Source organism: Pseudoalteromonas sp. P1-7a (assembly GCF_001401855.1).
Lineage (GTDB): Bacteria > Pseudomonadota > Gammaproteobacteria > Enterobacterales > Alteromonadaceae > Pseudoalteromonas.
Window position 1 is genome coordinate 12115 of record NZ_LKDU01000001.1, and the last position, 23374, is coordinate 35488.

Annotated in this window: 22 protein-coding genes; 11 read left to right on the top strand and 11 right to left on the bottom strand. The window is 41.0% G+C overall.

The window, feature by feature from the left end; translation table 11 throughout:
- Positions 1-591: 591 nt before the first annotated feature.
- The gene (locus tag AN389_RS00060; RefSeq protein ID WP_055013482.1) at positions 592-2193 is read right to left on the bottom strand and encodes an isocitrate lyase; all 1602 of its coding nucleotides are present in this window, start codon (positions 2191-2193) and stop codon (positions 592-594) included.
- A 236-nt stretch (positions 2194-2429) separates the two neighbouring features.
- On the opposite strand from AN389_RS00060, the gene AN389_RS00065 reads away from it, so the two are divergent.
- Complete coding sequence (locus AN389_RS00065; protein ID WP_055013483.1) at positions 2430-4622, top strand: malate synthase G; 2193 nt, start codon at positions 2430-2432, stop codon at positions 4620-4622.
- Positions 4623-4712: 90 nt separating this feature from the next.
- On the opposite strand, the gene AN389_RS00070 is transcribed toward AN389_RS00065, so the two are convergent.
- The 4 genes from AN389_RS00070 to AN389_RS00085 all read right to left on the bottom strand — a co-directional run bounded on the left by AN389_RS00070 (position 4713) and on the right by AN389_RS00085 (position 9358).
- A complete protein-coding gene (locus tag AN389_RS00070; RefSeq protein ID WP_055013484.1) occupies positions 4713-5438 on the bottom strand; it encodes a YebC/PmpR family DNA-binding transcriptional regulator in 726 nt (241 codons plus the stop codon).
- Between the two features lie 121 nt (positions 5439-5559).
- Positions 5560-6177 (bottom strand): HAD family hydrolase, encoded by a 618-nt coding sequence (locus AN389_RS00075; RefSeq protein WP_055013485.1) that lies wholly within the window; start codon positions 6175-6177, stop codon positions 5560-5562.
- A 257-nt stretch (positions 6178-6434) separates the two neighbouring features.
- Entirely contained in the window at positions 6435-6926 is a 492-nt protein-coding gene (locus tag AN389_RS00080; RefSeq protein ID WP_055013486.1) for a DUF6702 family protein, read from the bottom strand.
- The gene (locus tag AN389_RS00085) at positions 6926-9358 is read right to left on the bottom strand and encodes a M1 family metallopeptidase (protein WP_055018947.1); all 2433 of its coding nucleotides are present in this window, start codon (positions 9356-9358) and stop codon (positions 6926-6928) included. Before AN389_RS00085 ends, AN389_RS00080 begins: the two co-directional genes overlap by 1 nt.
- 381 nt (positions 9359-9739) lie before the next feature.
- On the opposite strand from AN389_RS00085, the gene AN389_RS00090 reads away from it, so the two are divergent.
- The 6 genes from AN389_RS00090 to AN389_RS00115 all read left to right on the top strand — a co-directional run bounded on the left by AN389_RS00090 (position 9740) and on the right by AN389_RS00115 (position 16595).
- Entirely contained in the window at positions 9740-9976 is a 237-nt protein-coding gene (locus tag AN389_RS00090; protein ID WP_055013488.1) for a hypothetical protein, read from the top strand.
- Between the two features lie 135 nt (positions 9977-10111).
- Positions 10112-10348: a hypothetical protein gene (locus AN389_RS00095; RefSeq protein ID WP_004588266.1), complete on the top strand. Its 237-nt coding sequence runs from the start codon at positions 10112-10114 to the stop codon at positions 10346-10348.
- Positions 10349-10425: 77 nt separating this feature from the next.
- Positions 10426-11673: an exonuclease SbcCD subunit D C-terminal domain-containing protein gene (locus tag AN389_RS00100; RefSeq protein ID WP_055018948.1), complete on the top strand. Its 1248-nt coding sequence runs from the start codon at positions 10426-10428 to the stop codon at positions 11671-11673.
- Positions 11670-15320, top strand: a complete 3651-nt coding sequence (locus tag AN389_RS00105) for an SbcC/MukB-like Walker B domain-containing protein (RefSeq protein ID WP_055018949.1) — start codon at positions 11670-11672, stop codon at positions 15318-15320. Before AN389_RS00100 ends, AN389_RS00105 begins: the two co-directional genes overlap by 4 nt.
- A 20-nt stretch (positions 15321-15340) precedes the next feature.
- Entirely contained in the window at positions 15341-15997 is a 657-nt protein-coding gene (locus tag AN389_RS00110) for a class I SAM-dependent methyltransferase (protein ID WP_055013491.1), read from the top strand.
- A 166-nt stretch (positions 15998-16163) separates the two neighbouring features.
- The gene (locus AN389_RS00115; protein WP_055018950.1) at positions 16164-16595 is read left to right on the top strand and encodes a hypothetical protein; all 432 of its coding nucleotides are present in this window, start codon (positions 16164-16166) and stop codon (positions 16593-16595) included.
- 70 nt (positions 16596-16665) lie between these two features.
- Here the strand turns inward: AN389_RS00115 and AN389_RS00120 are convergent, their stop codons facing one another.
- From AN389_RS00120 to AN389_RS00130, 3 genes are read right to left on the bottom strand one after another with little or no spacing between them, the layout of a single operon-like run.
- Positions 16666-17064 carry an ACT domain-containing protein gene (locus AN389_RS00120; protein WP_055013493.1) on the bottom strand — a complete coding sequence of 133 codons (399 nt, stop codon included), beginning with the start codon at positions 17062-17064 and terminating at the stop codon, positions 16666-16668.
- Between the two features lie 18 nt (positions 17065-17082).
- Complete coding sequence (locus tag AN389_RS00125) at positions 17083-17625, bottom strand: DUF6942 family protein (protein WP_055018951.1); 543 nt, start codon at positions 17623-17625, stop codon at positions 17083-17085.
- A 1-nt stretch (position 17626) separates the two neighbouring features.
- Entirely contained in the window at positions 17627-18082 is a 456-nt protein-coding gene (locus AN389_RS00130) for a YaiI/YqxD family protein (protein WP_055013495.1), read from the bottom strand.
- Positions 18083-18202: 120 nt separating this feature from the next.
- On the opposite strand from AN389_RS00130, the gene AN389_RS00135 reads away from it, so the two are divergent.
- Positions 18203-18724 carry a lipocalin family protein gene (locus tag AN389_RS00135; protein ID WP_055018952.1) on the top strand — a complete coding sequence of 174 codons (522 nt, stop codon included), beginning with the start codon at positions 18203-18205 and terminating at the stop codon, positions 18722-18724.
- 237 nt (positions 18725-18961) lie between these two features.
- Here the strand turns inward: AN389_RS00135 and AN389_RS00140 are convergent, their stop codons facing one another.
- The 3 genes from AN389_RS00140 to AN389_RS00150 are packed head-to-tail and all read right to left on the bottom strand — an operon-like array spanning position 18962 to position 21229.
- The gene (locus tag AN389_RS00140; protein WP_055018953.1) at positions 18962-19303 is read right to left on the bottom strand and encodes a DUF3325 domain-containing protein; all 342 of its coding nucleotides are present in this window, start codon (positions 19301-19303) and stop codon (positions 18962-18964) included.
- The gene (locus tag AN389_RS00145) at positions 19296-20894 is read right to left on the bottom strand and encodes a PepSY domain-containing protein (protein WP_146258054.1); all 1599 of its coding nucleotides are present in this window, start codon (positions 20892-20894) and stop codon (positions 19296-19298) included. The genes AN389_RS00140 and AN389_RS00145 overlap by 8 nt, the downstream gene beginning before the upstream one ends.
- Positions 20891-21229, bottom strand: coding sequence for a hypothetical protein (locus tag AN389_RS00150; protein WP_055013498.1), 339 nt, complete (start codon positions 21227-21229; stop codon positions 20891-20893). Before AN389_RS00150 ends, AN389_RS00145 begins: the two co-directional genes overlap by 4 nt.
- Before the next feature lie 224 nt (positions 21230-21453).
- Between AN389_RS00150 and AN389_RS00155 the strand changes: the two genes are divergently transcribed.
- The 3 genes from AN389_RS00155 to AN389_RS00165 all read left to right on the top strand — a co-directional run bounded on the left by AN389_RS00155 (position 21454) and on the right by AN389_RS00165 (position 23285).
- The gene (locus AN389_RS00155; RefSeq protein WP_055018954.1) at positions 21454-21840 is read left to right on the top strand and encodes a VOC family protein; all 387 of its coding nucleotides are present in this window, start codon (positions 21454-21456) and stop codon (positions 21838-21840) included.
- Positions 21841-21960: 120 nt separating this feature from the next.
- Positions 21961-22548, top strand: a complete 588-nt coding sequence (locus AN389_RS00160; protein WP_055018955.1) for a uracil-DNA glycosylase family protein — start codon at positions 21961-21963, stop codon at positions 22546-22548.
- Positions 22548-23285, top strand: a complete 738-nt coding sequence (locus AN389_RS00165) for a phytanoyl-CoA dioxygenase family protein (RefSeq protein ID WP_055018956.1) — start codon at positions 22548-22550, stop codon at positions 23283-23285. The genes AN389_RS00160 and AN389_RS00165 overlap by 1 nt, the downstream gene beginning before the upstream one ends.
- Positions 23286-23374: the final 89 nt, after the last annotated feature.

A 23374-nucleotide genomic window follows, 5' to 3' on the forward strand; every position in this document is an offset into this window, starting at 1 on the left:
TATCGGACTTAGCTGGTTTTCAGTTAGTAAAATTTCGGTTTATTGTGTTTTTAATGGTTTGAGTTAGTAAAAAATCGGTTTGAGTCACTGTTTATAAGCGCTCAGTTAGTAAAAAAATGTTTTATAACAGAGCTTAGTTAGTAAAAATTCGGTTTATTATTTTACTTGTTACCTGTTATAAACTTAAAAACGGCTGTTTTCTTTTGTTTTTTCCTCTATTTCATCGTATTTAAAGTAAAAATAAGCTATTAAATCAGGCCAACTTAAAAGCTAGTTAAATTCTGATCTCAAAATAACTGAGCTAGTTAAAAGCTGATCTAAACCTCAAACAGTGATACCAATCCGCCTATTTAAGTGAACAATTTTGAAGATGGAAAACGTGTTAATAGCTAAGCAAAAATGAGCTATTTAGTTGCTCTTGGAAATTGCCTCTGCCTTGCTTTGCCTCCATGAAGTCGTAAATGAGAGTTTTTTAACACCAATAACGACACGTTTAACTCTCGAAGTGATTAAGCCTTATTACTGAATAGTATTAATAATCAGCCACAAAAAAAGGGCCGTAAGGCCCTTGAGTAACACTATCTAGAAACGTTAAAACTGATTCATGGTGTTATCTTCACCACCGGCTTTAAGTGCGTTCTCACCAGAGAAGTACTCTTTGTGTGTATCGCCAATATTTGAGCCAGCTAAATCTTGGTGCTTAACTGAAGCTTGCTCACGGCGTATTTCTTGACGTTGTACATCGCGTACATAGGCAAGCATCCCCATGTCACCAAAGTAGCCTTCTGATAAAATATCGGTGCTTAGTGCAGCCGTATGATAAGTAGGTAGCGTGATTAAGTGATGGAAAATACCTGCTTCACGTGCGCCATCACGCTGGAAGTTTTGTACTAGTACATCCGCTTCGGCTGCAAGCTCTGTAGCGTCCATTTCTGGTGCCATAAATCCTTTGTTATCGCCAAGAGTTGGGTACGCGCTTACATCTTTACCTTCTTCTACCCACTGTTGATACACTTGCTCACGGAATTTAAGTGTCCAGTTGAATGATGGTGAATTGTTATAAACAAGTTTAGCGTCCGGTACTTGTTCTTTAACGCGGTTTACTAGCTCTGCAATTTGCTTAACATGTGGTTTTTCGGTTTCTATCCACAATAAATCAGCGCCTGATTGTAAGCTTGTAACACAATCGAGTACTACGCGGTCTTTTTCAGTGCCTTCGCGGAACTGGTACAAGCCGTTTTCTAAACGCGTTGGCTTACATAATTGGCCATTAATTTTCATTGCCGTATCACCTTCGTTTAAATCATCTACACCGTTAATAGGCGTGGTTTCTAAAAACGCATTGTATTGGCTAGCTAAGTCGCCTGGTGTTTGCGACACAGGCACTTTTTGCGTAAGGCTTGCACCTAATGAGTCGGTACGCGCAACAATAATCCCGTTATCAATTCCTAGCTCTAAAAATGCGTAACGTACAGCATTAATTTTTGCTAAAAAATCTTCGTGCGGAACAGTTACTTTACCTGCTTGATGGCCGCATTGTTTAGCGTCAGACACTTGGTTTTCTATTTGAATGGCGCAGGCACCCGCTTCAATCATCTTTTTAGCAAGTAGGTAGGTTGCTTCTTCGTTACCAAAACCTGCATCAATATCAGCAATAATGGGCACTACATGTGTCTCAAAGTTATCGATTTTATTAAGTACCGCTTGCACATCGCCGCCATTGGCTTTGGCTTCATCAAGCTCGTTAAATAAGTGGTCTAACTCTCGTGCATCGGCTTGCTTTAAAAACGTATAAATCTCTTCAATGAGTGCCGGCACAGAGGTTTTTTCGTGCATACTTTGATCCGGTAACGGGCCAAATGCAGAGCGAAGCGCAGCAACCATCCAACCACTTAAGTAAACATAACTGCGCTTAGTTGTTTTTTGATGACGCTTTATTGCCATCATCATTTGTTGCGCAGTAAAACCATGCCAGCAACCTAAAGACTGCGTGTATTGGCTGGTGTCTTTATCGTAAGCGGCCATATCTTCACGCATTACATCTGCGGTGTATTGTGCAATTTCAATCCCAGTACGAAAACGGTTTTGTAAACGCATGCGGCTTGCATACTCTGGGTTAATGGCTTTCCATGCGCTACCTTGAGATTGGCAAAGTGTTGCTAGAGTATCGGTTTCACGTGTGTATGTTGTCATAATAAAATCCTTCGAACGGGTCTATAAATTATTTAAATTGTTGTGAGGGTGGCTAGGAGTGTGTGCTCCGTATCGCTTAATTCAACATTAGGCTTATTTTTTAGATTTAGTAAATTTATAGTTGTTATTACCGCTATATTTTTTATGAATGGCTAAAAAGCACGCACTGAGCCTTTTTTGCGTTATGGTTGCTTTAACGCACACAACAACACCGCGACCGTTTAAGGAAGGTAAATATGGCACACACTCTCACACACTCAGGGCTAAGCGTAGATACACAGCTGGCCAACTTTGTAAAAACACAGCTACTCCCAGGCACGCACCTATCAGAACAGCAGTTTTGGCAAAGCTTTGCAAATATAGTACAAACGCTTACCCCACAAAATAACGCCCTACTCGCTAAGCGCGAGCAGCTGCAGCAACAAATAGATGACTACCATAAAGAACATAAAACGTGGGATAGCGCGCACTACCAAGCATTTTTAAAAGAGATTGGTTACCTAGTACCCGAGCCTGCAGACTTTGCCATAGAAACGCAAGATGTAGAGCCCGAAATAGCGCTTAGTGCAGGCCCTCAGCTTGTTGTGCCAGTTAGTAACGCACGCTTTGCGCTTAATGCGGCTAACGCACGCTGGGGCTCGTTATACGACGCCCTTTACGGCACAGATGTACTCAGTGAAGACGACGGGGCCGAAAAAGGCACTACGTATAACCCAGTTCGTGGTTTTAAAGTAATGGCGTATGCGCGCCAATTTTTAGATAAAGCCCTCCCCCTTAAAAATGGCTCACACATAGAAAGTACCAACTATTCCATTGTTGAAGGCGCCTTGTCTATCACCCTAAGAGACAGCTCGCATACCCAACTAAAAAACCCCGAGCAACTTATTGGTTACCAAGGGGAGGCGCAAAACCCAAGCGCAATTTTATTAAAAAACAATGGCCTGCATGTAGAGCTACAAATAGATCACCATCACCCTATCGGTCAAGCCGATAAAGCAGGCCTAAAAGACGTACTGCTTGAAGCTGCTCTGACAACCATTATGGATTGCGAAGACTCGGTTGCCGCAGTAGATGCCGAGGATAAAGTACAAGTTTACAAAAATTGGCTTGGCTTGATGCAAGGTAACTTAGTTGAATCATTTAAAAAAGGTGATAAAACCATAGAGCGTACCTTACAAAGCGATAGGCAATATACCGCCCTTGATGGCAGTAGCCTTACGCTTAAAGGCCGCAGTATGATGTTTGTACGTAATGTGGGCCACTTAATGACAAACCCCGCCATTACCGACATTTACGGCCAAAGCGTATTTGAAGGCATTATGGATGCAATGTTTACGGCGACCGCCGCCCTGCACGATTTAAATAAACACTCAGGCATTAAAAATACCAGTGCGCAAAGTATCAATATTGTAAAACCTAAAATGCATGGCCCCGAAGAAGTTGCTTTTACAAATACACTTTTTACCATGGTAGAAGATGCGCTTAGCTTGCCAAGAAACACCCTTAAAATGGGAATTATGGATGAAGAGCGCCGTACTTCAGTCAATTTAAAAGCCTGTATACATGCAGCTAGAGCGCGCGCAGTGTTTATAAATACTGGCTTTTTAGACCGCACCGGCGATGAAATTCATACCTCTATGCACGCAGGGGTCGCTTTGCCAAAAGCTGCTATTAAAACTCAGCCGTGGATCAAAGCATACGAAGATCGTAATGTTGATACAGGCCTTGCTTGCGGCCTAAGTGGTAAAGCGCAAATAGGCAAAGGTATGTGGCCAATGCCAGATAAAATGGCCCTTATGATGGAGCAAAAGCTGGCTCATGTGCAGTCTGGCGCTAATACCGCGTGGGTGCCCTCGCCTACCGCTGCCACTTTGCACGCTATGCATTATCACGATGTAGATGTATTTACCGAGCAAAAAGAAATTGCCAAACGCGGCTTGGCAAGCCTTACAGATTTACTTACACCGCCTTTAATGGCCCAGCCACAAACGCTCAGTAAAGAAGATATTCAAAGTGAGCTTGAGAACAATGCACAAGGCATTTTAGGCTATGTAGTACGTTGGATAGACCAAGGCATTGGCTGCTCAAAAGTGCCTGATATTAATCACATAGGTTTAATGGAAGACAGAGCAACCTTACGAATTTCAAGCCAACACATGGCAAATTGGCTACAGCATGGTGTGTGTACACAGCAACAAATAGAGTCGATTATGGCTAAAATGGCCAAGGTAGTCGATGGCCAAAACGAGCACGATAGTGCGTATAAGCCAATGGCGCAAACCCAAGAGTCACTTAAAAATAGTATTGCTTATCAAGCCGCTTTGGCGCTTGTATTAGAAGGTGCTAAGCAGCCAAGTGGCTACACCGAGCCCCTATTACACAGCTACCGCTTAAAATATAAAGCACAACACCATAACCTAGCTGAATAGCTAACATTTATTTAATGCTAAAAAAGCGCGTTTTGCCTACACAAAACGCGCTTTTTGTTTATTTAAAGCTAACTGTAGTTTTGCTTTAAATTAATTTTTAACAATTGCATTGTGATATACGTTTTGTACGTCATCACAGTCTTCAAGCATATTGATGAACTTATCAAAGTTAGCAATTACTTCTTCGTCTTCAATTTCAACATGTACTTGCGGCACAAATGTAATTTCGTCTACTTCAAAGTTGATCCCTTCAAAGTTTTCCTCAAGTGCTTTTTTTGCTTTGTAGTATTCAGTATGTGGTGCAAATACCGACACTTTGCCATTTTCAACTTCAACATCGGTTACATCAACGTCAGCCATCATGAGTGCTTCAAGTACGACTTCGTCGTCATCACCGGCAAAACCAAGTACAGCAAGGTGATCAAACATGTGTGCAACACAGCCCGGAGTACCAATTTTTGAATCTGTTTTGGTAAACGGCAAACGAACATCTTTAATTGTGCGGTTTGGGTTATCTGTTAAACAGTCAACAATAACCATGCAGTTGCCTGGACCATAGCCTTCGTAACGTGCAGGAGAATAATCTTCCCCTGCCCCGCCGGCTGCTTTTTCGATTGCTTTTTCTATTACGTGAGCGGGTACCTGGTCTTTTTTTGCTTTTTCTATAAGGCGACGCAGTGATTGATTGACATCGGGATCTGGTTCGCCATTTTTAGCGGCAACATAAATTTCTTTACCGTACTTTGAGTTAACTTTAGTTTTTGCGTTGGCTGTTTTAGCCATCGAGCTCTTACGGACTTCAAATGCTCTGCCCATCTTGTGCCTCTAATCAATACGTTAATTTTACCAATATTTTACCAATTCAAATCCTATTGGGCTAGTTATGATATTTAAATAAAGTGAGGTTTATTACACAAAAAAACCACTGAAAGCCTATTTAACATAACTCAACTTTTTGAGAGTAACTTTCAACTAAAGTTACCAATTCAATAAAGTCGCGTAAAACGTAGTCAGCCTGATCGGCATAAACAGGCACCATATTAGGCGCATACAAACAAGCGCGCATATTGGCATTATGTGCAGCCTGAATGTCGTATAAAAAGTCCCCAACATATAACAAATTGCTGGCACTGATATTCCAAAGTGTTGCAATTGCGTTTAAGGCACTGGGATCGGGTTTGGCAGGAGCATCGCTACGGGTCAATACTGTTTCAATGGGGAGCGGATTATTTTGCAGCTTTATTGCCGCCGCTTTATCAAAATTGCGAGTCACAATTGCCATAGGAATATTTTTCGCCTTTAAAGCATTAACGGCTTCGGTAACCCCTGGCAATATAGTCGCAAATTGAGCATCTTGTAGCTCATGTTGATGCACTATATTCATCGCCTCTTCGCGCATGTAGGGCGATGGCAATTGGGCAATATAATCAAGTAGGTCTTTCTCGCAAGGGCAACCTATTTGTGCTTTTATAAGAGAAAAATCTAACTCCGACGATACTAATGTACCATCTAAATCAAATATAACTCCCTGAATAGCCTCTACTTGTGCTTTCATATCATTCCTTGAATGGGGTAAAAATCAATACAACATGCGTAAACATAATGACTCTACTTCATGAGAATAATTTAGCAAATGTTTATCAAACAAATTATTAGAAAAGTAATCGCTTATCTAATACTTAGCTTTGTAAACAGCAGTTTATTACTAAAATTCTACGAACATCTATTAGTAACAGATCAAAAATGAACACAGCATAAATAAAAGAAGAATACGCGCACATTTACTGCAGTGCGCGTAGGTTGGGGAAGCATTTATTGTTCGAACTTAGCCTCAAGCCAAGTATCATTTTGGGTAAAATGAAGGGTTTTAATCTTGCCTCTACCTTCTACGTTTACCATGTTTACTTGTGAAGGCCATAGATCACGTAGTGCTCCGTTACTCATTTTTATACCTTTGATCCCTTTAGGAATAGGCGCTTCTTGATACACCCAAAAAAACTTTCCATCAATTTGCGCACCTACTTGGCTAAGCGTTAATGGCTCGCCTTTTAAGGTTTGCAGTGCAACATGCGACTCAACGTAGTCTACAAAACGTTGTTGGTCTGCTTTATTACTAATGATATCGGCTTTTCCATCAAATAAATGCGCTACCGCATGCTCAGTATCATGTAGATAAAAGCGATGCATGAGCTCAATATTATGGGTACGCTTATTAAAAAGCACTGTAGTAACCGATGACTTTAGCTGATGCGCCAAACTTGGCGCAGCAACTAAAAGGCAAACAATAATAAGCAAAAAGCGCATTATTGTTGCTCCTCACCTTTTTTGTCGTCTTTTTTAAGCTCAGTTTTAATGTCTTGCATAATATCTCGACTCACTTTCGCTTTACTCTTTTCCTTTTTATACACTTCGATGCGTGAAGGAATAATACGACGAGGGTAGTTGTTGTTTTCAACATCTACATCAGCTGTTTCCCAGCGTGGGTCAACGGTTACCGATACTAACGGCTTATTTTTATCTGTCACAATAAGCTTTTGTACATTTTTGTGGTTACGGCGCCAAATTTCGGCTGGAATGTAACGATCCTCTTTAGTGCCATCTTCATACGTTAGCTCTAATAAAATAGGCATTACTAAACCACCGAGGTTCGAAAACTCCATTACATAGTAATTTTTGTCTTCTTCAAGCGCACGGTCTAGCGTTTTACGCTCCCACGGCTCTAAGCCTTTTAAAAACTTATTGTACGCATTACGCTCTTTATTGGTAACAGTAAAGCGGTCGTTCTCGTCGTAAAAGTCGGTAATATCTGGATTATTTTCAACCCACGTTTTTTTACCTTCTTGACGGTTGCGCTTAACAAATAGTGATGTTGGTTTGTCGGCTTCTATATCGCGTAAGCGTTTAAAATCAATATCTGGGTTTTTGGTATCTAAACGTAATTGATACACTTTATCTAACGAGATATCTACATGGTCGGTGCTGTAAAACCAACCACGCCAAAACCAATCTAAATCAACCCCTGATGCTTCTTCCATGGTACGGAAAAAATCAGCTGGGGTAGGGCGTTTGTACTTCCAGCGCTGTGCGTACTCTTTAAAAGCAAAGTCGAATAAGTCACGACCTAAAATAACTTCACGTAAAATATTAAGTGCTGCAGCCGGTTTAGTATAAGCATTAGGGCCTAAACGTAATACGCTGTCTGACTGTGTCATAATTGGTACTTGGTTTTGCGATTTCATGTAGCTTACAATATCGCGCGGCTCAACACCCCACGGTATAGTTGGGTCCCATTCACGCCCAGCAACGCCATCTAAAAAGCTATTTAAGCCTTCATCCATCCAAGTCCATTGGCGCTCATCAGAGTTTACAATCATAGGGAAATAAATATGACCCACTTCGTGTATAACCACGCCTATTAAAAAGCGTTTTTCAGCTTGAGAATAAGTACGCGTACCATCATCTTGCAGCTCAGTACGAGGGCCATTAAAGGTGATCATTGGGTATTCCATGCCGCCGACTGGGCCATTAACCGATTGCGCTACCGGGTAAGGGTAGTCAAATGAATAGCGAGAATACACCTCCATGGTGTGCACTACAGATTCAGTTGAATACTTTTTCCATAAATCGCCACCTTCTTTAGGGTAAAACGACATAGCCATCACTAAAGGTTGTTCATCACCACCTTGCTGATAGCCCTTTGCATCCCACATAAATTTACGTGACGACGCCCAAGCAAAATCACGTACATTTTCTGCTTTAAAGTGCCACGTTTTTGTTTTATCGGTGCCTTGTTTTTCGTTTTCGAGTGCTTCTTCTTCTGTCACGATAAACACTGGGCGCTTAGCCGTTTCGGCTTTTTCTAAGCGGTTACGCTGTGTACGCGTAAGTACTTTACTTGCGTTATCTAACTTACCCGTTGCTGATACAATATGATCAGCAGGCACAGTAATTTCTACATCGTAGTCACCAAACTCAAGGGTAAACTCTCCACGACCTAAAAACGGCTTGTTAGTCCATGCTTCGTAATCAGTGTAAGCAGCTAAACGCGGAAACCACTGCGCAAGTAAAAATATATCGTTGCCATCTTCTTCAAAATGCTCGTAACCAGAACGTGCACCTACAGCATCTTCTTCAACAATGTTAAAAGCAAAGTTCATACTAAACTCAACTTCTTTGCCTGGTTTTAGCGGCTCGTTTAAATCAATGCGCATTAGCGTATCAACCACAGTAACGCGCAGCTCATCGCCATTGTCGTCTTTTACATTGCTAATTGTGTAGCCAAGTTCGTTGTCGCTCATAAATTGCTGACGGCGCAGCTCACCTAAGCTTAATTTAGCAGGCTTTTGTGCAGGTAAACTATTTAGCGTGCTTTTAAAGGTTTTTGTGGTTTCGGCAATTGAGTCGCTTTTAAAAATATTTTGATCTAACTGTAACCACAAATATTTAAGTGTATGCGGCGAGTTATTTTTATACTCAATGCTTTGACTTGCTGTTAAACGGCGCTTTTTTTCGTCAAGCTTTACGTCTATGTCGTAATTAACACGTTGCTGCCAATATTTTTCGCCAGGCTCACCTGCAGCACTACGATAAACATTGGGGGTAGGAAGCGCTTCGTCTAACTGACGAAACTTATCAACAAATGAGCCTTTAGTTTGCTCAACAGATGATGCAAGCACAGCACTCGACATTGCCAAAGGCAACACAAAAGCGCTAAGCGTAAGAACTGTTTTTTTCATTATGAGTCCTAGTGGGATTTTGTGAGCGTACTTTGACAAAGTTACTATTTTTGTTCAATTAATTAGCGACCAACCGCCTATTAAACACGGTAATATTCACGTTGTTTTAACATGCTTTTTCAATCAGTAAATTAAGCCGCTTTTAAAACTGTAAAGGGGGTTTACACCTTGCACCGAAAGAGCATGTATAAATTAAGGTACAAGCACTGTATTTATGAGGGTTCAGGCCTAATTCATGCCATTAGCTTAGGATTAAATTAAGGTGTAAAAATATGTTGTTTAAGTTGAACTTAAATTTATAGCGTGAGCGCTGTTTACAGGGTTTTAATGCGTTTAGGCTCAATGTAAATAATCAGCACATTTTAACTTAAGGAGCCCGATATGAAATTTTACATTGTAAAAAAAGATCATCAGCTCGAAGCGATCCCTGCTGATAAAGACTTACTAGAACGCTACGAGTCAAACCAATATTCGTATGTGAATGTGGTGTCGGCATGCAACAAACAAGATGCGCTCAAGCGCCTTTATACTGAACAAAAACACAGTAAAACATGGCTAATAATTGGCGCAAATATTGCCGTGTTTTCACTAATATTAACTATTTATACGATAAATTAAAAATAGTGAAATTTAAGGTTGATATTTAGTGCATTTTATATTTAAAATCGCCCACTTTTTTTATTTGAGCATAATAAAATCGTTACGATTATTCTCAAATATGTACTTATTACCGGTAAGCAATGTGGTGGGTGTATGGATTTTTATATCCTAAAAAAACAACAAGAGCTAATAGCCATTCCAGCAAATCAGCAAAGTTGTAAGCAGTATCTAGACTCAGGTTATTTTTATATTGATAAAGTAGCCGCCTGTAACGAAACAAATGCCATAAAAGCATTGCAAGCAAAGCAAACTAAAAGTTTAAAAATGCCGCTAGGCATGGCTTTGTTAGCGCTTCCTGTCATTATTATTGCAATATATAGTTTTACCTAAACTAAAGCCCTCCCGAGGCTTGCATCTTTACTTGCCTTGGGTATATTGGCGCTCTTATGGTTTTTTAAGAGCGCGATATGAAAGTTCTCCACACCTCTGATTGGCACCTAGGCCAACAATTTTATGAACATGACCGCCGTGATGAGCACGCTGCATTTTTTACTTGGCTACTTAGCACCCTCGTAGAGCAACACATAGATATACTTTTAGTTGCGGGCGACATTTACCATACAGCCACACCGAGTGCCAGCGCCGAAAACCAGCTCTACCAATTTATAAAAGATGCTAAAAAGCGTTGCCCACAACTGCATGTTGTTATTATTGCCGGCAATCACGACTCAGCAAATCGTATATTAGCGGCGCAGCCATTGCTTGCTCAGTTTGACACCCATGTGGTTGGGCGCTTTGATATAAACAACCCAGCCAACACAGTAATCGAAATAAATACGCAAAATAAACGCGCTGTAATCGTCGCTATGCCTTTTTTACGTACCAGCGATATAAGTTCACTTAGTCACACTAAAAATGGCCCTAGTTACGCACAAGGCGTTGAAAAAGCCTATAAGCTTGCCCTTGAACACGCCTATAGCATTAATACACAAAATTCGCCGTTAATTGTAATGGGGCATTTACACGCCAAAGGCGGTGATATTTCAAGTGATTCAGAACGTAATTTAGTAATTGGTGGGGAGGAGTCTATTTCGGCTAATGTATTTGGCAGTCAAGCAGACTACGTAGCCCTAGGTCACTTACACAAAGCGCAGCAAGTTGCTAAAAAAGACGTTATACGTTACAGCGGTACGCCTATTCCTATGTCGTTTTCGGAACGTAAGTACACACACCAAGTTAATGTCGTCGAATTTAAAAATGATGAAAAACAATCTATTAGCACATCTGTAAACCCCCTTTACATTCCACGCTCTGCTGAGGTGATTATGCTACCAGAGGGAGAGTGTGTGCCATTAAGCGAGCTATGCGAGCAAATTAAAGCACTCGATACATCACAACATACGATTGCCCCTTATTTACGCGTAAAGCTTAAATCAAGTGATACCGACACCACCTTTAGAGAGCAAATAGAGCAAGCTCTTGAGGGTAAACACATAAAATTTTGTGGCATCGAACGGGTGCGAGAACAAACCACAACAAGCGATAACAGCGCCGTGTTTGAAGATTTAAGCGAAATTGAAATGCTCAACCCATTAAACTTATTAGAACAAGCCTTTGCAAACGACAAAGACATGGCCGGCCAAACTGTACCGGATGAGCTGAAAACGCTTTTAAACGATGTAATAAGTGAGCTGACGGAGCAAGCACAACTATGAAAATAACCGCAGTACGCATACATAACTTAGCCTCAATAGTTGACGCCGAAATCGACTTTACCCAAGCTCCACTAAAAGACGCTGGTTTATTTGCAATAACCGGCGACACCGGTGCAGGTAAAAGTACCTTTTTAGACGCTATTTGTTTAGCGCTTTATACCAAAACTGCACGCTTAAAAGGTGATAAAGGCAACTTAATAGATTTTAATGGCGACAGTATAAAATTAAACGATGCGCGTAACTTACTGCGCAGAGGCAAGTGGGAAGGTTTTGCCGAAGTAGATTTTGTAGGGCAAGACAAAGCGCTTTACCGTGCACGTTATTCAATACAACGTACCCACAAAAAGGCAACAGGCAAACTAAAAGTAGCTGAGCATACGTTAGTGACCTTGCCCGATGAAACCCTGATAGCCGATAAAAGCCAAACTATAAAAACAATAGAGAACAAAATAGGGCTGAGCTTTGATCAGTTCTCCCGTGCGGTTTTATTAGCACAGCACGAATTTGCCGCCTTTTTAAAAGCCACAGGCGATGAACGCGCACAACTTTTAGAGTGTTTAACCGGCACCGATAAATTTAGCTTAATTGGTAAACGTATTTTTGAGCGCAATAAAGCGCTAAAAGATCAATATGAATTACTTAATGCAAGCCTTGCAAGCTACACCTTGCTAAGCGATGACGAATTAACTGCTAAACAAACCCTGCGTGATGAGTTACTTGAAAAAATTGAGCAGACTAAAAAAACGCATGCAGCCACAGAGCAAGACTTAAATTGGTACAAGCAAGCAGCTCGCTTATCGCAGGCACTTGAACACGCAGTAGAGCAGCAACAACACGCACAACAACAGCTTGATGCAATAGCAAAGCAAAGTGAGCAAGCAAAACAAGCCCAAAGCGCCCTCGAAATAAAAGACAATCGCAAACGACATGAATACTTAACGACGCAAAACAAGGCACTGAATACTCAAATAAGCGATTTGAAAGCGATTGACCATGCAGCGCTTATAAGTGAACAAGCCGAAAAATTAAAAACACACCAAACTGCACTGCAAACTGCCACGCAACAAAAACAAACGGCAGAGCCTATTATTGCTAAAGCTCGTGAGCTAGATAGCCAACTTACTATACATACACAAACAATCACAAGCCTGACTCAGCAAAGCGAAAAAGAGCAGCATCAACTTAGCGAATTACAAACGCAGTATACGCAAAGCAAAAATGCACTTGATGAGACAAAAAAACTCCACACAGGGCATCAAACATGGTTAAACGAGCACGCGCAGTTAAAACCATTAGCCACTGATTGGAATTATTACCAACATAGCTTTAATACGTATTTAAGTGCCAATGAGCAACTAAAAGCCGCCGCTTCTCAAAACAAACAGCTGTTAGCAGAACAAGCTAAACAAGCGACGCTGCTAGCAGATCAAACTAAAAAAGTAGAATTGCAAGAGCAGCAACTAGCATGTGAACAGAAAAACTTAAGTCAGCTAACTGAGCAACAACACCAATTTAATATTGAGCAGTGCGATAGCACGCTTAAAAATATTGAATATTTAAAAGATCAGCGCTTGCGCTATCAGCAGCTTAATCAAGAAATAAAAACCAGTACACAGCAACAAGCCGCGGTGGCCGCGAAGCTTTTACACAGTGAGCAAACGCAAACATCATTGCAACAAAGCCTAGCCTCGTGCGAGCAAGCACTTAAACACAGTGAATATGCATTAAACCAAGCTCGCCTGCGTGCCAGCGAAAACGTAGAGCATTTACGCACGCAGCTTACCCCTAACGAGCCCTGTGTTGTGTGCGGTGCAAAAGAGCACCCGTATGCCAACAGCCAAAACCCGCAATTAAATAACCTAATAGCCGACTTTGAAACAAGTTATAACCAAGCTAAAGAGCAACACGATAGCGCCCAAGCTAAGCTGCATCAGCACCAAACTCAACATGCGGTACTTATCACTGAGCATGCCCAGCATAGCCAAGCCATACAAAGCGCACAGGCTAAGCAGCTAGAGATTAAAACGACAATGCAAGGGGCACGTACAGAGCTTAACGAGTTAACAGCACAGCAGCTTGATGACACCCATGCCCAGCTAAGCAGTCAAAAGTCGCACTATTTTGAGTCGCAAAAACAGCAAACAGCCCTGCAAGAAAAAGTAAACCAACTAATAAACAACTTAAAAACTGAGCAACACACACAACAGCAATTGCATAATCAGCATGTTGAATTAACCAATAAGCTTGAGCAAATAAACACAAAGCATGCAGAGTTAAGTGCGCAAATTAACGAGCTTACTAGTACCCTAAACGCGCAGTTTGAGCACAGTGACTTTTGGCAACAATTGCAAAATAACACGCTTAATATGGGCGATTTAAGCCAGCAGGTTGAGCAGTACCAGCAAACACAAATTCAACTTGAACAAAGTCAAAAGCAAATAGACAGCGCTGAACAGCAATTACAGCAACTCACTCCGTTAATGGCTAAAAGTGAGCAGACGCTTAAAGTGTTAAAAGACGACTTAGCCAAAGCACAACAACTGCAAAGCACCACGCACACTGCGCGCCTTGCTTTATTTAACAACGAGCCATTAAGCGCCGATGATTACCAAGCAAACCTTAATGCGCAGCTTGAGCAATGCCAAAAGGAGTTACATACAAGCCAACAAGCTCACGACAACGCCATTAAAAAACGCGATGAGCACGCTATAACACTTAAAAACGTTGAGCAGCGATTGGCAGAGCAAATTCAAGAACAAAGCACACTTGAAGAGCGCTACAATGCTTGGTTTAGCGACTTTAAAGCGCAGTATAGCGAGGTAAACCACGAACAGATCGCTATTTTACTAACGCTTACTAGTGAGCAAATAAAAGCGCAGTTGATGCAGTTTGAGCAGCGTTTAACAGCACTTACAGACGCAAATGCAGCGCTTAAACAACAACAAAAAGCGCAAACAGATCACCAAAATACTAACAAGCCAGACAAAAACGAAAGCCAATTAGCAGAGCAAGAAACGTTTTTAGCTAACCAGCAAACTGAACTACAAAATAGTTTGCTTGGCACTAATACCGCGCTTGAGCAACACAATCAAAACGCCAAAGCACTTAAGAGCAGACATGCTGAACTTACTACTCTTAAAAAACAGGTAGAGCAGTGGCACGTGCTTAATAAAGTATTAGGGGATGCAACCGGTAAAACCATGCGCAATTTAGCGCAAACACAAACCCTTAAAATATTGCTGCATTATGCTAATAGCCATTTAAAAACCCTTAATAAACGCTATGAGCTTACAGCTATTGCGCAATCGCTCGATATAGCCATTATTGACCGCGACATGGCCGACGAACAGCGCTCGGTTAATACGCTCTCTGGGGGGGAATCATTTTTAGTATCTTTGGCACTGGCATTGGGACTTGCATCGCTTTCATCAAACAAAGTGCAAATCAACTCTTTGTTTATTGACGAAGGGTTTGGTACGTTAGATAGCGAAACACTCAGCGTTGCTATGGACGCACTCGACTCATTACAAGCACAAGGCCGTAAAGTAGGGGTTATATCGCATGTGAGCGAAATGAGTGAACGCGTAGCTACGCAAGTACATGTAAGTAAAAAAAGTGGTGGATACTCCACTGTTGAAGTTTTATAAGCTGATTAAAGGAGTTAAAAATGCCAACATTTAAAGGCGAACAAGCAACGCATTACGACAATCGCATTACCCGTTTAGTACCAGGATATGAGTTATTACACCAACTTACCAATGCACAGCTTAAAGCAACTCTTAATGATAACGCACATATTTTAGTGGTAGGGGCTGGCACAGGTAAAGAAATACTCGCCCTCGCAGCGCTTAACCCAACTTGGCAATTTACCGCACAAGATACCTCAGGTGATATGCTTGCTATTGCTAAACAAGCATTTGAACAGCATGGCATAACAGAACGTGTTAAGGTTATTGAAGGCGAGCTCGATAAACTTTCTACTAAGGCCGATGCGGCGCTATGCCTACTCGTCCTGCACTTTTTAGAAGACGACGGCAGCAAAAAGCAGCTACTTAAAAACATTAAAGCTAATTTAAATAAAGGCGCAAACCTATTTATTAGCGATTTAATGAAACCCGAAACCGACTTTGAACGTGAAGCGCAAATTACTGTGTGTGCCAATTTAGGCTTAAGTGATGCAGGGCAAGCCTACACAGCTCAAAACTTAGAGAGTGAATTTTACCCACTTGATAGAATGCGCTTTAGCGAGTTACTTAACGAGTGTAAATACGGCATTCCTAAGCTTTATTTTAAAGCACTTGGTTTTAGCGGGTACGTTGTTTAATAATATAAAATTTACCTAATGTAATCCCAAAACACCGAGTATGCGTACTCGGTGTTTTATTTTATACACATCCTTACATTTCCTGACAGCTACAAACAAACTCCTCACATATATTTTATGCTCACACGCTTACTATCTCCCTATTAAATATTTAAAGGGCTTCAACATGAAAAAGTATCTTATTGCGGTATTACTACTCTCTGGCTGTGCATCACAGGGGGTAGATAGAAACAATCAAAACCAAATAGTTAAGCGCTACTACGCATCGGTAGAATCAATACAACCCGTAACGCTGTCATCTGAAGTAGGCACAGGCATAGCGGCAGGCGCCGGGGTTGGCTTTGTAGACAGCTTAGGTGGTAACACTGAAGAAATGCTCGGCGGAGCCATCATTGGCGGCTTAGTGGGAGGATTATTTACCGCACTGTTTGAAGGGGGCGATGATGCCTATCAATATAACTTATACGCTGCTAACGAAGGGGCGTTTACTGTTATTCAAAAGCATAAACTCGATAAAAATACGCAATGCGTAGCCGTAACTGCAGGCGATAAAGTAAAACTAGAGTCTGTAGCGCAGCACTTTTGCAACCGTATTTAAGCCGCCACCTAAAAGCCGGTACTGCAATACCGGCTTTGACTTTTACCTAAGTGAATCAGATTTTTACCAACTAAACCTTACCAATCTCACTAAGTGCCTTAATGGCCGACTGCGCTTTATCGGTTTGTACAAAAATATGGTCGTGATAAAACGCAGCCACTACGTTAGCGCTAATATTATACTCGGTTAATTTGGCCGATACCGCAGCAGTTAACCCAACAGCCTCAAGGCTTGAATGCACATTTAGGGTAATTAAATTATATTTACCCTCGTAAGTAATACCGGCTTTATCGGCGGTGTTAGCATTTAAAATAAGGGTTAGGCCTTCATCTTCAACGTAGCTGGCAAGCGGGTTTAAATGAACGTAGTCGGCAAGGCTGCCTGCTAAACAGCAAAATATGTATTCACCTTGTTTAAGCTCAGGGTTCATTGTTTTAAGCAAAGTGTTTAGTTCTAAAATTCCCGCCATGGTTGTTCCTTACAATGTTTATTTAGCCATTTTTAGTTGAGCAACTAACTCGCTTAATCGGGCTATTTTAATATTACTTAACTGCCGGTAATCAAAGTACGGGCACACGATAATGTTATTCGTTGTATCAATTGCAAACTCATCATCAAGCCAATTAAATTGCGCATTAAGCTTACCTTGCTGTAGTAAGTTTTTAGCATGGGTTCGCCCAGCAATAATATGCAGCTGGTTTTTATTGGTGCCGTTAATAATGGGGGCACTAAATAACAATGCTGTTTTACTGTTTTTTTGCAGTAAATATTTATCGCGATACGCTTGCCAACTATCGGCTTGTTTAGCAAAGCTGTAATGCTCGCTCGGTAGCGCAAATAATACTTTGGCGTATACGTTAAACACCTTGCGCCAACCATTTCCACAGTGCTGATTTATGGTATTTATTTGCTCGTTTATTACGGGCTCAACACTTTGTAGTGTTTGAAAGTAGGGCATGGGCGGCGCTTTAGCAATATACACGGCTACGCTAAAGGCTTGCTCACCTAAGCCTATTAGTTGCTCACTCACACTAACTCGCCTTTTTTTGCGCTAAAATACGGTCAAGGTTATTGGCAAAGTTTTGGCGGTCGGTTTGGCTAAGCGGTGGTGGTCCGCCACTCATTTCAACGCCGCTTGAGCGCATAGTATCCATAAAGTCGCGTACGTTTAATAACGAGCGAATATTCTCTGGCGTGTAGAGCTCACCACGCGGATTGAGTGCTTGGGCGCCGTTATCAATCACTTCGCTGGCAAGAGGGATGTCGCCTGTAATAACTAAATCACCTTTTTCTACGCGTTTTACTATTTCGTTATCGGCTACATCAAACCCGCTTGAAACTTGTACGCGGCTTATAAACTTTGAAGGCGGAATGCGCATTGCATGGTTAGCTACTAAAATGGTTGGTGTTTGCGTACGTTCAGCGGCTCTAAAAAGTATTTCTTTTATAACCACGGGGCACGCGTCGGCATCTACCCATATTTTCATGCTGTAATCTTTTAATTGCTCTAGTATTTAGCTGATCCTATAGCAATTTATTTTAATCGGCTAGCAAACTTTATTGGCTTAGCGCCGTACAAACACTATCACTTTTAAAAAGGAGCTTTCATGAAGGCCATTAAGACTATTTTACTCATTACAGGGTTATTTTTACTCACCGCCTGCACAAGTGCACCAGAGGGTATTACGCCAGTTAAAAACTTTGACCTAGAGCAATACAAAGGTAAGTGGTACGAAATTGCCCGCCTCAATCACTCATTTGAAAAGGGCATGGAACAAGTAACCGCAACTTACACAGTAAACGATGATGGAACAGTAAAGGTGCTCAACAAAGGGTTTATCACTAAAGAGCAAAAATGGGATGAAGCGCAGGGTTTAGCAAAATTTGTAGAAGGCAGTGATACGGGCCATTTTAAAGTATCATTTTTTGGCCCATTTTATGGCGCTTATGTGATTTTTGAGCTCGACCAAAACGACTACCAATACGCGTTTATTACTAGTTATAACCGCGACTATTTATGGTTTTTATCTCGCACGCCAACGGTGAGTAATGAGCTAAAACAGCATTTTATAGCGAAAGCTAAACAACTTGGTTTTGCTACAGAGCAAATTATTTGGGTTGAGCAGTAAACACCATAGCTTTGTAAAGGGGCTTTACAGTTACTGTGAATGTGATTGTTACAGCTGTAATAAAACCTTCATTTCACTGTAAGGTTAGTTAAATATGTTAGGGCTATATTAGCTGCACTTGCAACGAGACATGCAAGTGTTGGACATACTGAACATCCCCCTATTGTTGGCAAGCTTTATAGCTTGCCATTTTTTTGCCTAAAATTAACAGCCTTTTTTGGATCAGGTTTTTACTAACTAAAGTGCGTTTACTGCCATTAGCAACCCTGATACGCCAACCAATAATATATTTAAGATGCTAAATGGCTTTACTAATGAGTCTATAAAATTATAAAAAAGCATTATAATTAATACACTTAGACTCATGAAGCTGCAAAAAAGTAAAGCGCCGTATCCCTGCTGGGCAACTACACAAAATACTAAACTTAGTAAAATACTGATCCAAGCAACGATGAGCAGCAAATTACTTTGCTGCTCAGAGGGGCGCGTTTTAAATACCGTTTTAAAATGCGCCGGTTTTGCTAAGGCAAAACCATTAAAAGCCAGTAAGCAGAGGCTAAAGCTAAGTAAGTCAATCATGCCTTTTGCCTCCTTTTATGATTGGTTGAGCTAATTGCTGTTTTTTAGATGTATTAGAAGCAGTACGTAATTTTTCGGTTTGTACTAAAAACAGTATGCTAAATAGTAAAAATAACGCATCGAAAATAAATAAGGCCCATTGTTTATTTAGTAAGTAGCTCACTATATTACCCTGCGTAGTAAGCGCATTTATGGCGGGTACACTTAAACACGCTAATGCATTTATACTTGCCATTACACGCCATTGCAGCTTATCTCGCTTTAAAAGTGCCATAACGGCAACTACACACCACGCTAAAAAGAACGCAGCTACTTCTTTATCAGCGCGCCCGGCGAGGGTTGGACTTAGCAATCTATTGGCAATAAAAAAGACGCAAGTGGCCAGTGGTAAGCCCATAATGGTGGCAAGGTTTAACCCTTCTACCAGTTGTAAACCAAACGAGGCTTTGCCTTTGTTACGCTCGCGTATACGTTTAGCCCACATTATACAGCCAGAGGCAATCATCACGCAGCCTGCAATGCCGCCAAGCACGTATAACCAGCGCAATAAAGGCGTAGCAAAGCGCCCTGTATGCATAGAGTTAAGTGACTCGTAAAGTGCTTTACTATTGCTAAGCTCGTCATCCGTTTGCGCTACTAACTCTCCTGTAGCGCCACTAAATAAAAGCCGCGGTGCTTGATCGCGAAGGGCCTTTTTCGGACTCACCAGTACTGTTACTGTTGAAGCCGCCATATTAGGTTTACTAACCTGAACACGCGTAATGTCTGCATCTGGCCACTTAGTATAAACTTGATCCAAAATAGTGTTTATAGAGAGCATATCTGCGCTACCTTGCGCTTTATTAGTCACCTTATTACTAGGGCTTACCTCGTTAAAAAAGCCTCGTATACCATTGTCGTAATTGGTTAAAACAGGGTAAGGAAACAACATAAATATAAGGGTAATAATGCCTGTATAGGTAATCATTAAATGAAACGGCAAAGCCAGTACCGAGCTTAAGTTGTGCGCATCTAACCAGCTACGCACTCCTTTATTACGCCTAAACGTAAACATATCTTTAAATATTCGCTTGTGAATAACCACGCCCGAAATTATTGCCAGCAACATAAAAAAGCTGGCAAAACACACGACCCAGCGCCCGGTTATGGCATCTAAATAGTAAAGCTGATAATGCAATCGGTAAAAAAAGTTACCCCCTTTAGTTTCTACAAAAGGTGCTAGTTCTTGCATGGTGTTTGGGTTTAATTGGGTATTTACAAATTGGCTGCGTCGCTGCCCTGGCTCTTTAGGTTTTGCATAACCATATACTAAATACGGTATACGCTCTTCGGGCAAGGTAATACGCCAACTTGGGGAATTTGCAGCGTGCTGATTTAAGTAATCAAAGCCCTTAATAATTTGCTGCCTTTGCGCGGCCACCCTATCGGTTTGGGCTTGCACATTGTGTATAGCAGGTTGATTCCAGAGATTTATTTCGTCTCTAAAAAAGCTAACCGTGCCTGCAAAAAATATTGTGTAAATAATCCAGCACGTAAGTAAACCAACCCACGTATGTAGCCAGGTCATCGACCTAAAAAAACTGTCTTTCATAGCCAACCCTTAAGTAATGCCAATACAACAACAAAAAAGCCACTACTTAGTAAAATACTGATCCATACAGTTTTTAATGACTTAATCGCAAACGCATAAATAAACACCAAAGCATAAATTAAAATACTGATAGACACGCACAGCAATACGGCATCTTGCTTAGGAATTGGTAGCACTACACTTAATAATGAAATACATGCTGAAGTAAACGCATACCCCCCAAAAATGGCAATAAAAAAACGCAAAAACACTAACACTCTATAGCTTTGCGCAGCTTTAAAAAGCCCAGCTAGTCTATTTTTTGTAAAAGGTGCAATGTGCAAAGGTGCTTGCATAGTTAACAAATCCCTTATTCGAATACGAGGATAAAAAATAAGGCGTTATTATAAAGCTTACAAATACAAAAGATAGCGATTCTCATTTGTATATTTTGGATAATTGAATAACAACCCTTAGCATGTTAGTAAAATAATGATCTCAAGCGGTTTAGCTATATTGCTTAGCTAATAACGAAGGTTTACAGTGGAGCAGTACTGACAAGCCAAAGAGTAAATTTAAAATGAGCAACCACGAAAAACTAAATTATGTAGAGTTTCCCGCGTGCGATTTAACAGCCACAAAAAGCTTTTTTACTAACGTGTTTAACTGGCAATTTACCGACTATGGCCCAGAATATACGGCGTTTAGCGGCCAAGGCTTGGATGGTGGCTTTTTTAAAGCACCGCTTAAATCACTTACACAACATGGGGCCGCCCTGCTGGTGTTTTACAGTAACGACATTCACGCAACCTATAAAAAAGTAACGTTGCATGGCGGTAAAATAATAAAACCTATTTTTGAGTTCCCCGGTGGTTGCCGGTTTCATTTTACCGAGCCAAGCGGTAACGAATTTGCCGTATGGTCAGAAAAACAATTAAAATATCAATTGATTAGTTGTAATTTTTAAATGAGATCACGATTTTACCAACTTATAACTAATCTGAGTAAAATAAACCGATTTTTTACCAACTCATTAAAAACAAGCAGCCATTTAGAACAAAATTTAAGCGCTTGAGGCCAAATTTATATGGATTCACTTAATTTAATAGAGCAAGTTAGTAAATGCGTGATCTGTGAACCTCATTTACCATTAGGTGCTCGCCCCGTCATACAGTTTAATGCCAATGCGCGTATTTTAATTGCCGGCCAAGCACCAGGTGTAAAAGTACACGAAACTGGCAAACCTTTTAATGATGCCAGCGGAAACCGCCTGCGAGAATGGCTAGGGCTCAGTGCTGAAGAGTTTTACGATGCCCAAAAAATAGCTATTTTACCTATGGGCTTTTGTTACCCTGGTAAGGGTAAGTCGGGCGACTTACCTCCACGCAAAGAATGCGCGCCCGCATGGAGAGCGCAATTACTGGATGCTCTGCCAAATTTAGAACTGACAATAGTGCTTGGTAAATATGCGCAGGCGTACCATTTACCCCACACCAAAAACAAACCTTTAACCGAGTTAGTAAAATCATGGCGTGAGTATTGGCCGGCGCATTTGGTGCTACCGCACCCAAGCCCACGCAATAATATTTGGCTTAAAAAGAACCCATGGTTTGCAAAAGATGTACTGCCTGAACTTGCTGAACGCGTTGCTGCAATATTAAATAAAGAGCCATAATGAACAGTTATAAATCAAACGGCTATATGCTTGTAAAGGGGCTTTACAGCACCAATGAGCTAAATAAAATTAAGTCAATTATTGATGCATTTCATACACAATGGAAAGCTAATAACCGTGAGTTTTATAAATCCCGTGCCATTAATAGCTCAGGCATAACAAATAGTGAGTATTTGACGGCGGAGCAAAACGAGTTTTTATTTAGTTTAATTGCTGATAACAAATTAATTAAGCGTGTAAAGCAAGCGATTAGTGAGCCACTGTTTTTAAACACTCAGTTATTTTTTAATCCCGTTAATGTTACACAAAAAAATTATTGGCATCGCGATATGCAATACCATTTAAATGTGCAAGAACAACAAGCCACGTTAAACGGCCCAGACGTAGTGCACTGCCGGTTAGCCCTTGAAGACGAGCCAGGTATAGAGCTTGTGCCCCACTCGCATAAAAATTGGGATACCCCAGAGGAGCTAAATGTACGGCTTGCAAAAAATAATAAACTGCCAAGCGATAACTTAACTACAGGCAAAGTTATTAAACTTAATGCGGGAGACTTACTGTTGTTTTCAGCCAATATGATTCACCGAGGTTTATACGGCAAAAACCGCCTAGCACTGGATATTATTTTTTGCGAAAATGCACCACAGCTTACTGCTTTTATAAATGCAGCAAACACCCCAAACTCGGCAATCGCAAATAAAACCGCTAATCCACAGATATTTTTTAACCCACTTTAAACCCGATACAACCCCCTTTAACACAACACTTTTTCGCTTTACTATAAATATTACTAATAGTGCTGAATAAATAAACATCACTGTTATTT

What these genes read in the sequence shown, in the direction of transcription:
- AN389_RS00120 (WP_055013493.1), bottom strand. Translation starts at nt 17,064, where the DNA reads ATGGCGGGAATTTTAGAACTAAACACTTTGCTTAAAACAATGAACCCT.
- AN389_RS00070 (WP_055013484.1), bottom strand. Translation starts at nt 5,438, where the DNA reads ATGGGCAGAGCATTTGAAGTCCGTAAGAGCTCGATGGCTAAAACAGCC.
- AN389_RS00060 (WP_055013482.1), bottom strand. Translation starts at nt 2,193, where the DNA reads ATGACAACATACACACGTGAAACCGATACTCTAGCAACACTTTGCCAA.
- AN389_RS00150 (WP_055013498.1), bottom strand. Translation starts at nt 21,229, where the DNA reads ATGCAAGCACCTTTGCACATTGCACCTTTTACAAAAAATAGACTAGCT.
- AN389_RS00065 (WP_055013483.1), top strand. Translation starts at nt 2,430, where the DNA reads ATGGCACACACTCTCACACACTCAGGGCTAAGCGTAGATACACAGCTG.
- AN389_RS00135 (WP_055018952.1), top strand. Translation starts at nt 18,203, where the DNA reads ATGAAGGCCATTAAGACTATTTTACTCATTACAGGGTTATTTTTACTC.
- AN389_RS00090 (WP_055013488.1), top strand. Translation starts at nt 9,740, where the DNA reads ATGAAATTTTACATTGTAAAAAAAGATCATCAGCTCGAAGCGATCCCT.
- AN389_RS00115 (WP_055018950.1), top strand. Translation starts at nt 16,164, where the DNA reads ATGAAAAAGTATCTTATTGCGGTATTACTACTCTCTGGCTGTGCATCA.
- AN389_RS00160 (WP_055018955.1), top strand. Translation starts at nt 21,961, where the DNA reads ATGGATTCACTTAATTTAATAGAGCAAGTTAGTAAATGCGTGATCTGT.
- AN389_RS00080 (WP_055013486.1), bottom strand. Translation starts at nt 6,926, where the DNA reads ATGCGCTTTTTGCTTATTATTGTTTGCCTTTTAGTTGCTGCGCCAAGT.
- AN389_RS00130 (WP_055013495.1), bottom strand. Translation starts at nt 18,082, where the DNA reads ATGAAAATATGGGTAGATGCCGACGCGTGCCCCGTGGTTATAAAAGAA.
- AN389_RS00165 (WP_055018956.1), top strand. Translation starts at nt 22,548, where the DNA reads ATGAACAGTTATAAATCAAACGGCTATATGCTTGTAAAGGGGCTTTAC.
- AN389_RS00095 (WP_004588266.1), top strand. Translation starts at nt 10,112, where the DNA reads ATGGATTTTTATATCCTAAAAAAACAACAAGAGCTAATAGCCATTCCA.
- AN389_RS00105 (WP_055018949.1), top strand. Translation starts at nt 11,670, where the DNA reads ATGAAAATAACCGCAGTACGCATACATAACTTAGCCTCAATAGTTGAC.
- AN389_RS00145 (WP_146258054.1), bottom strand. Translation starts at nt 20,894, where the DNA reads ATGAAAGACAGTTTTTTTAGGTCGATGACCTGGCTACATACGTGGGTT.
- AN389_RS00155 (WP_055018954.1), top strand. Translation starts at nt 21,454, where the DNA reads ATGAGCAACCACGAAAAACTAAATTATGTAGAGTTTCCCGCGTGCGAT.
- AN389_RS00110 (WP_055013491.1), top strand. Translation starts at nt 15,341, where the DNA reads ATGCCAACATTTAAAGGCGAACAAGCAACGCATTACGACAATCGCATT.
- AN389_RS00085 (WP_055018947.1), bottom strand. Translation starts at nt 9,358, where the DNA reads ATGAAAAAAACAGTTCTTACGCTTAGCGCTTTTGTGTTGCCTTTGGCA.
- AN389_RS00075 (WP_055013485.1), bottom strand. Translation starts at nt 6,177, where the DNA reads ATGAAAGCACAAGTAGAGGCTATTCAGGGAGTTATATTTGATTTAGAT.
- AN389_RS00100 (WP_055018948.1), top strand. Translation starts at nt 10,426, where the DNA reads ATGAAAGTTCTCCACACCTCTGATTGGCACCTAGGCCAACAATTTTAT.
- AN389_RS00140 (WP_055018953.1), bottom strand. Translation starts at nt 19,303, where the DNA reads ATGATTGACTTACTTAGCTTTAGCCTCTGCTTACTGGCTTTTAATGGT.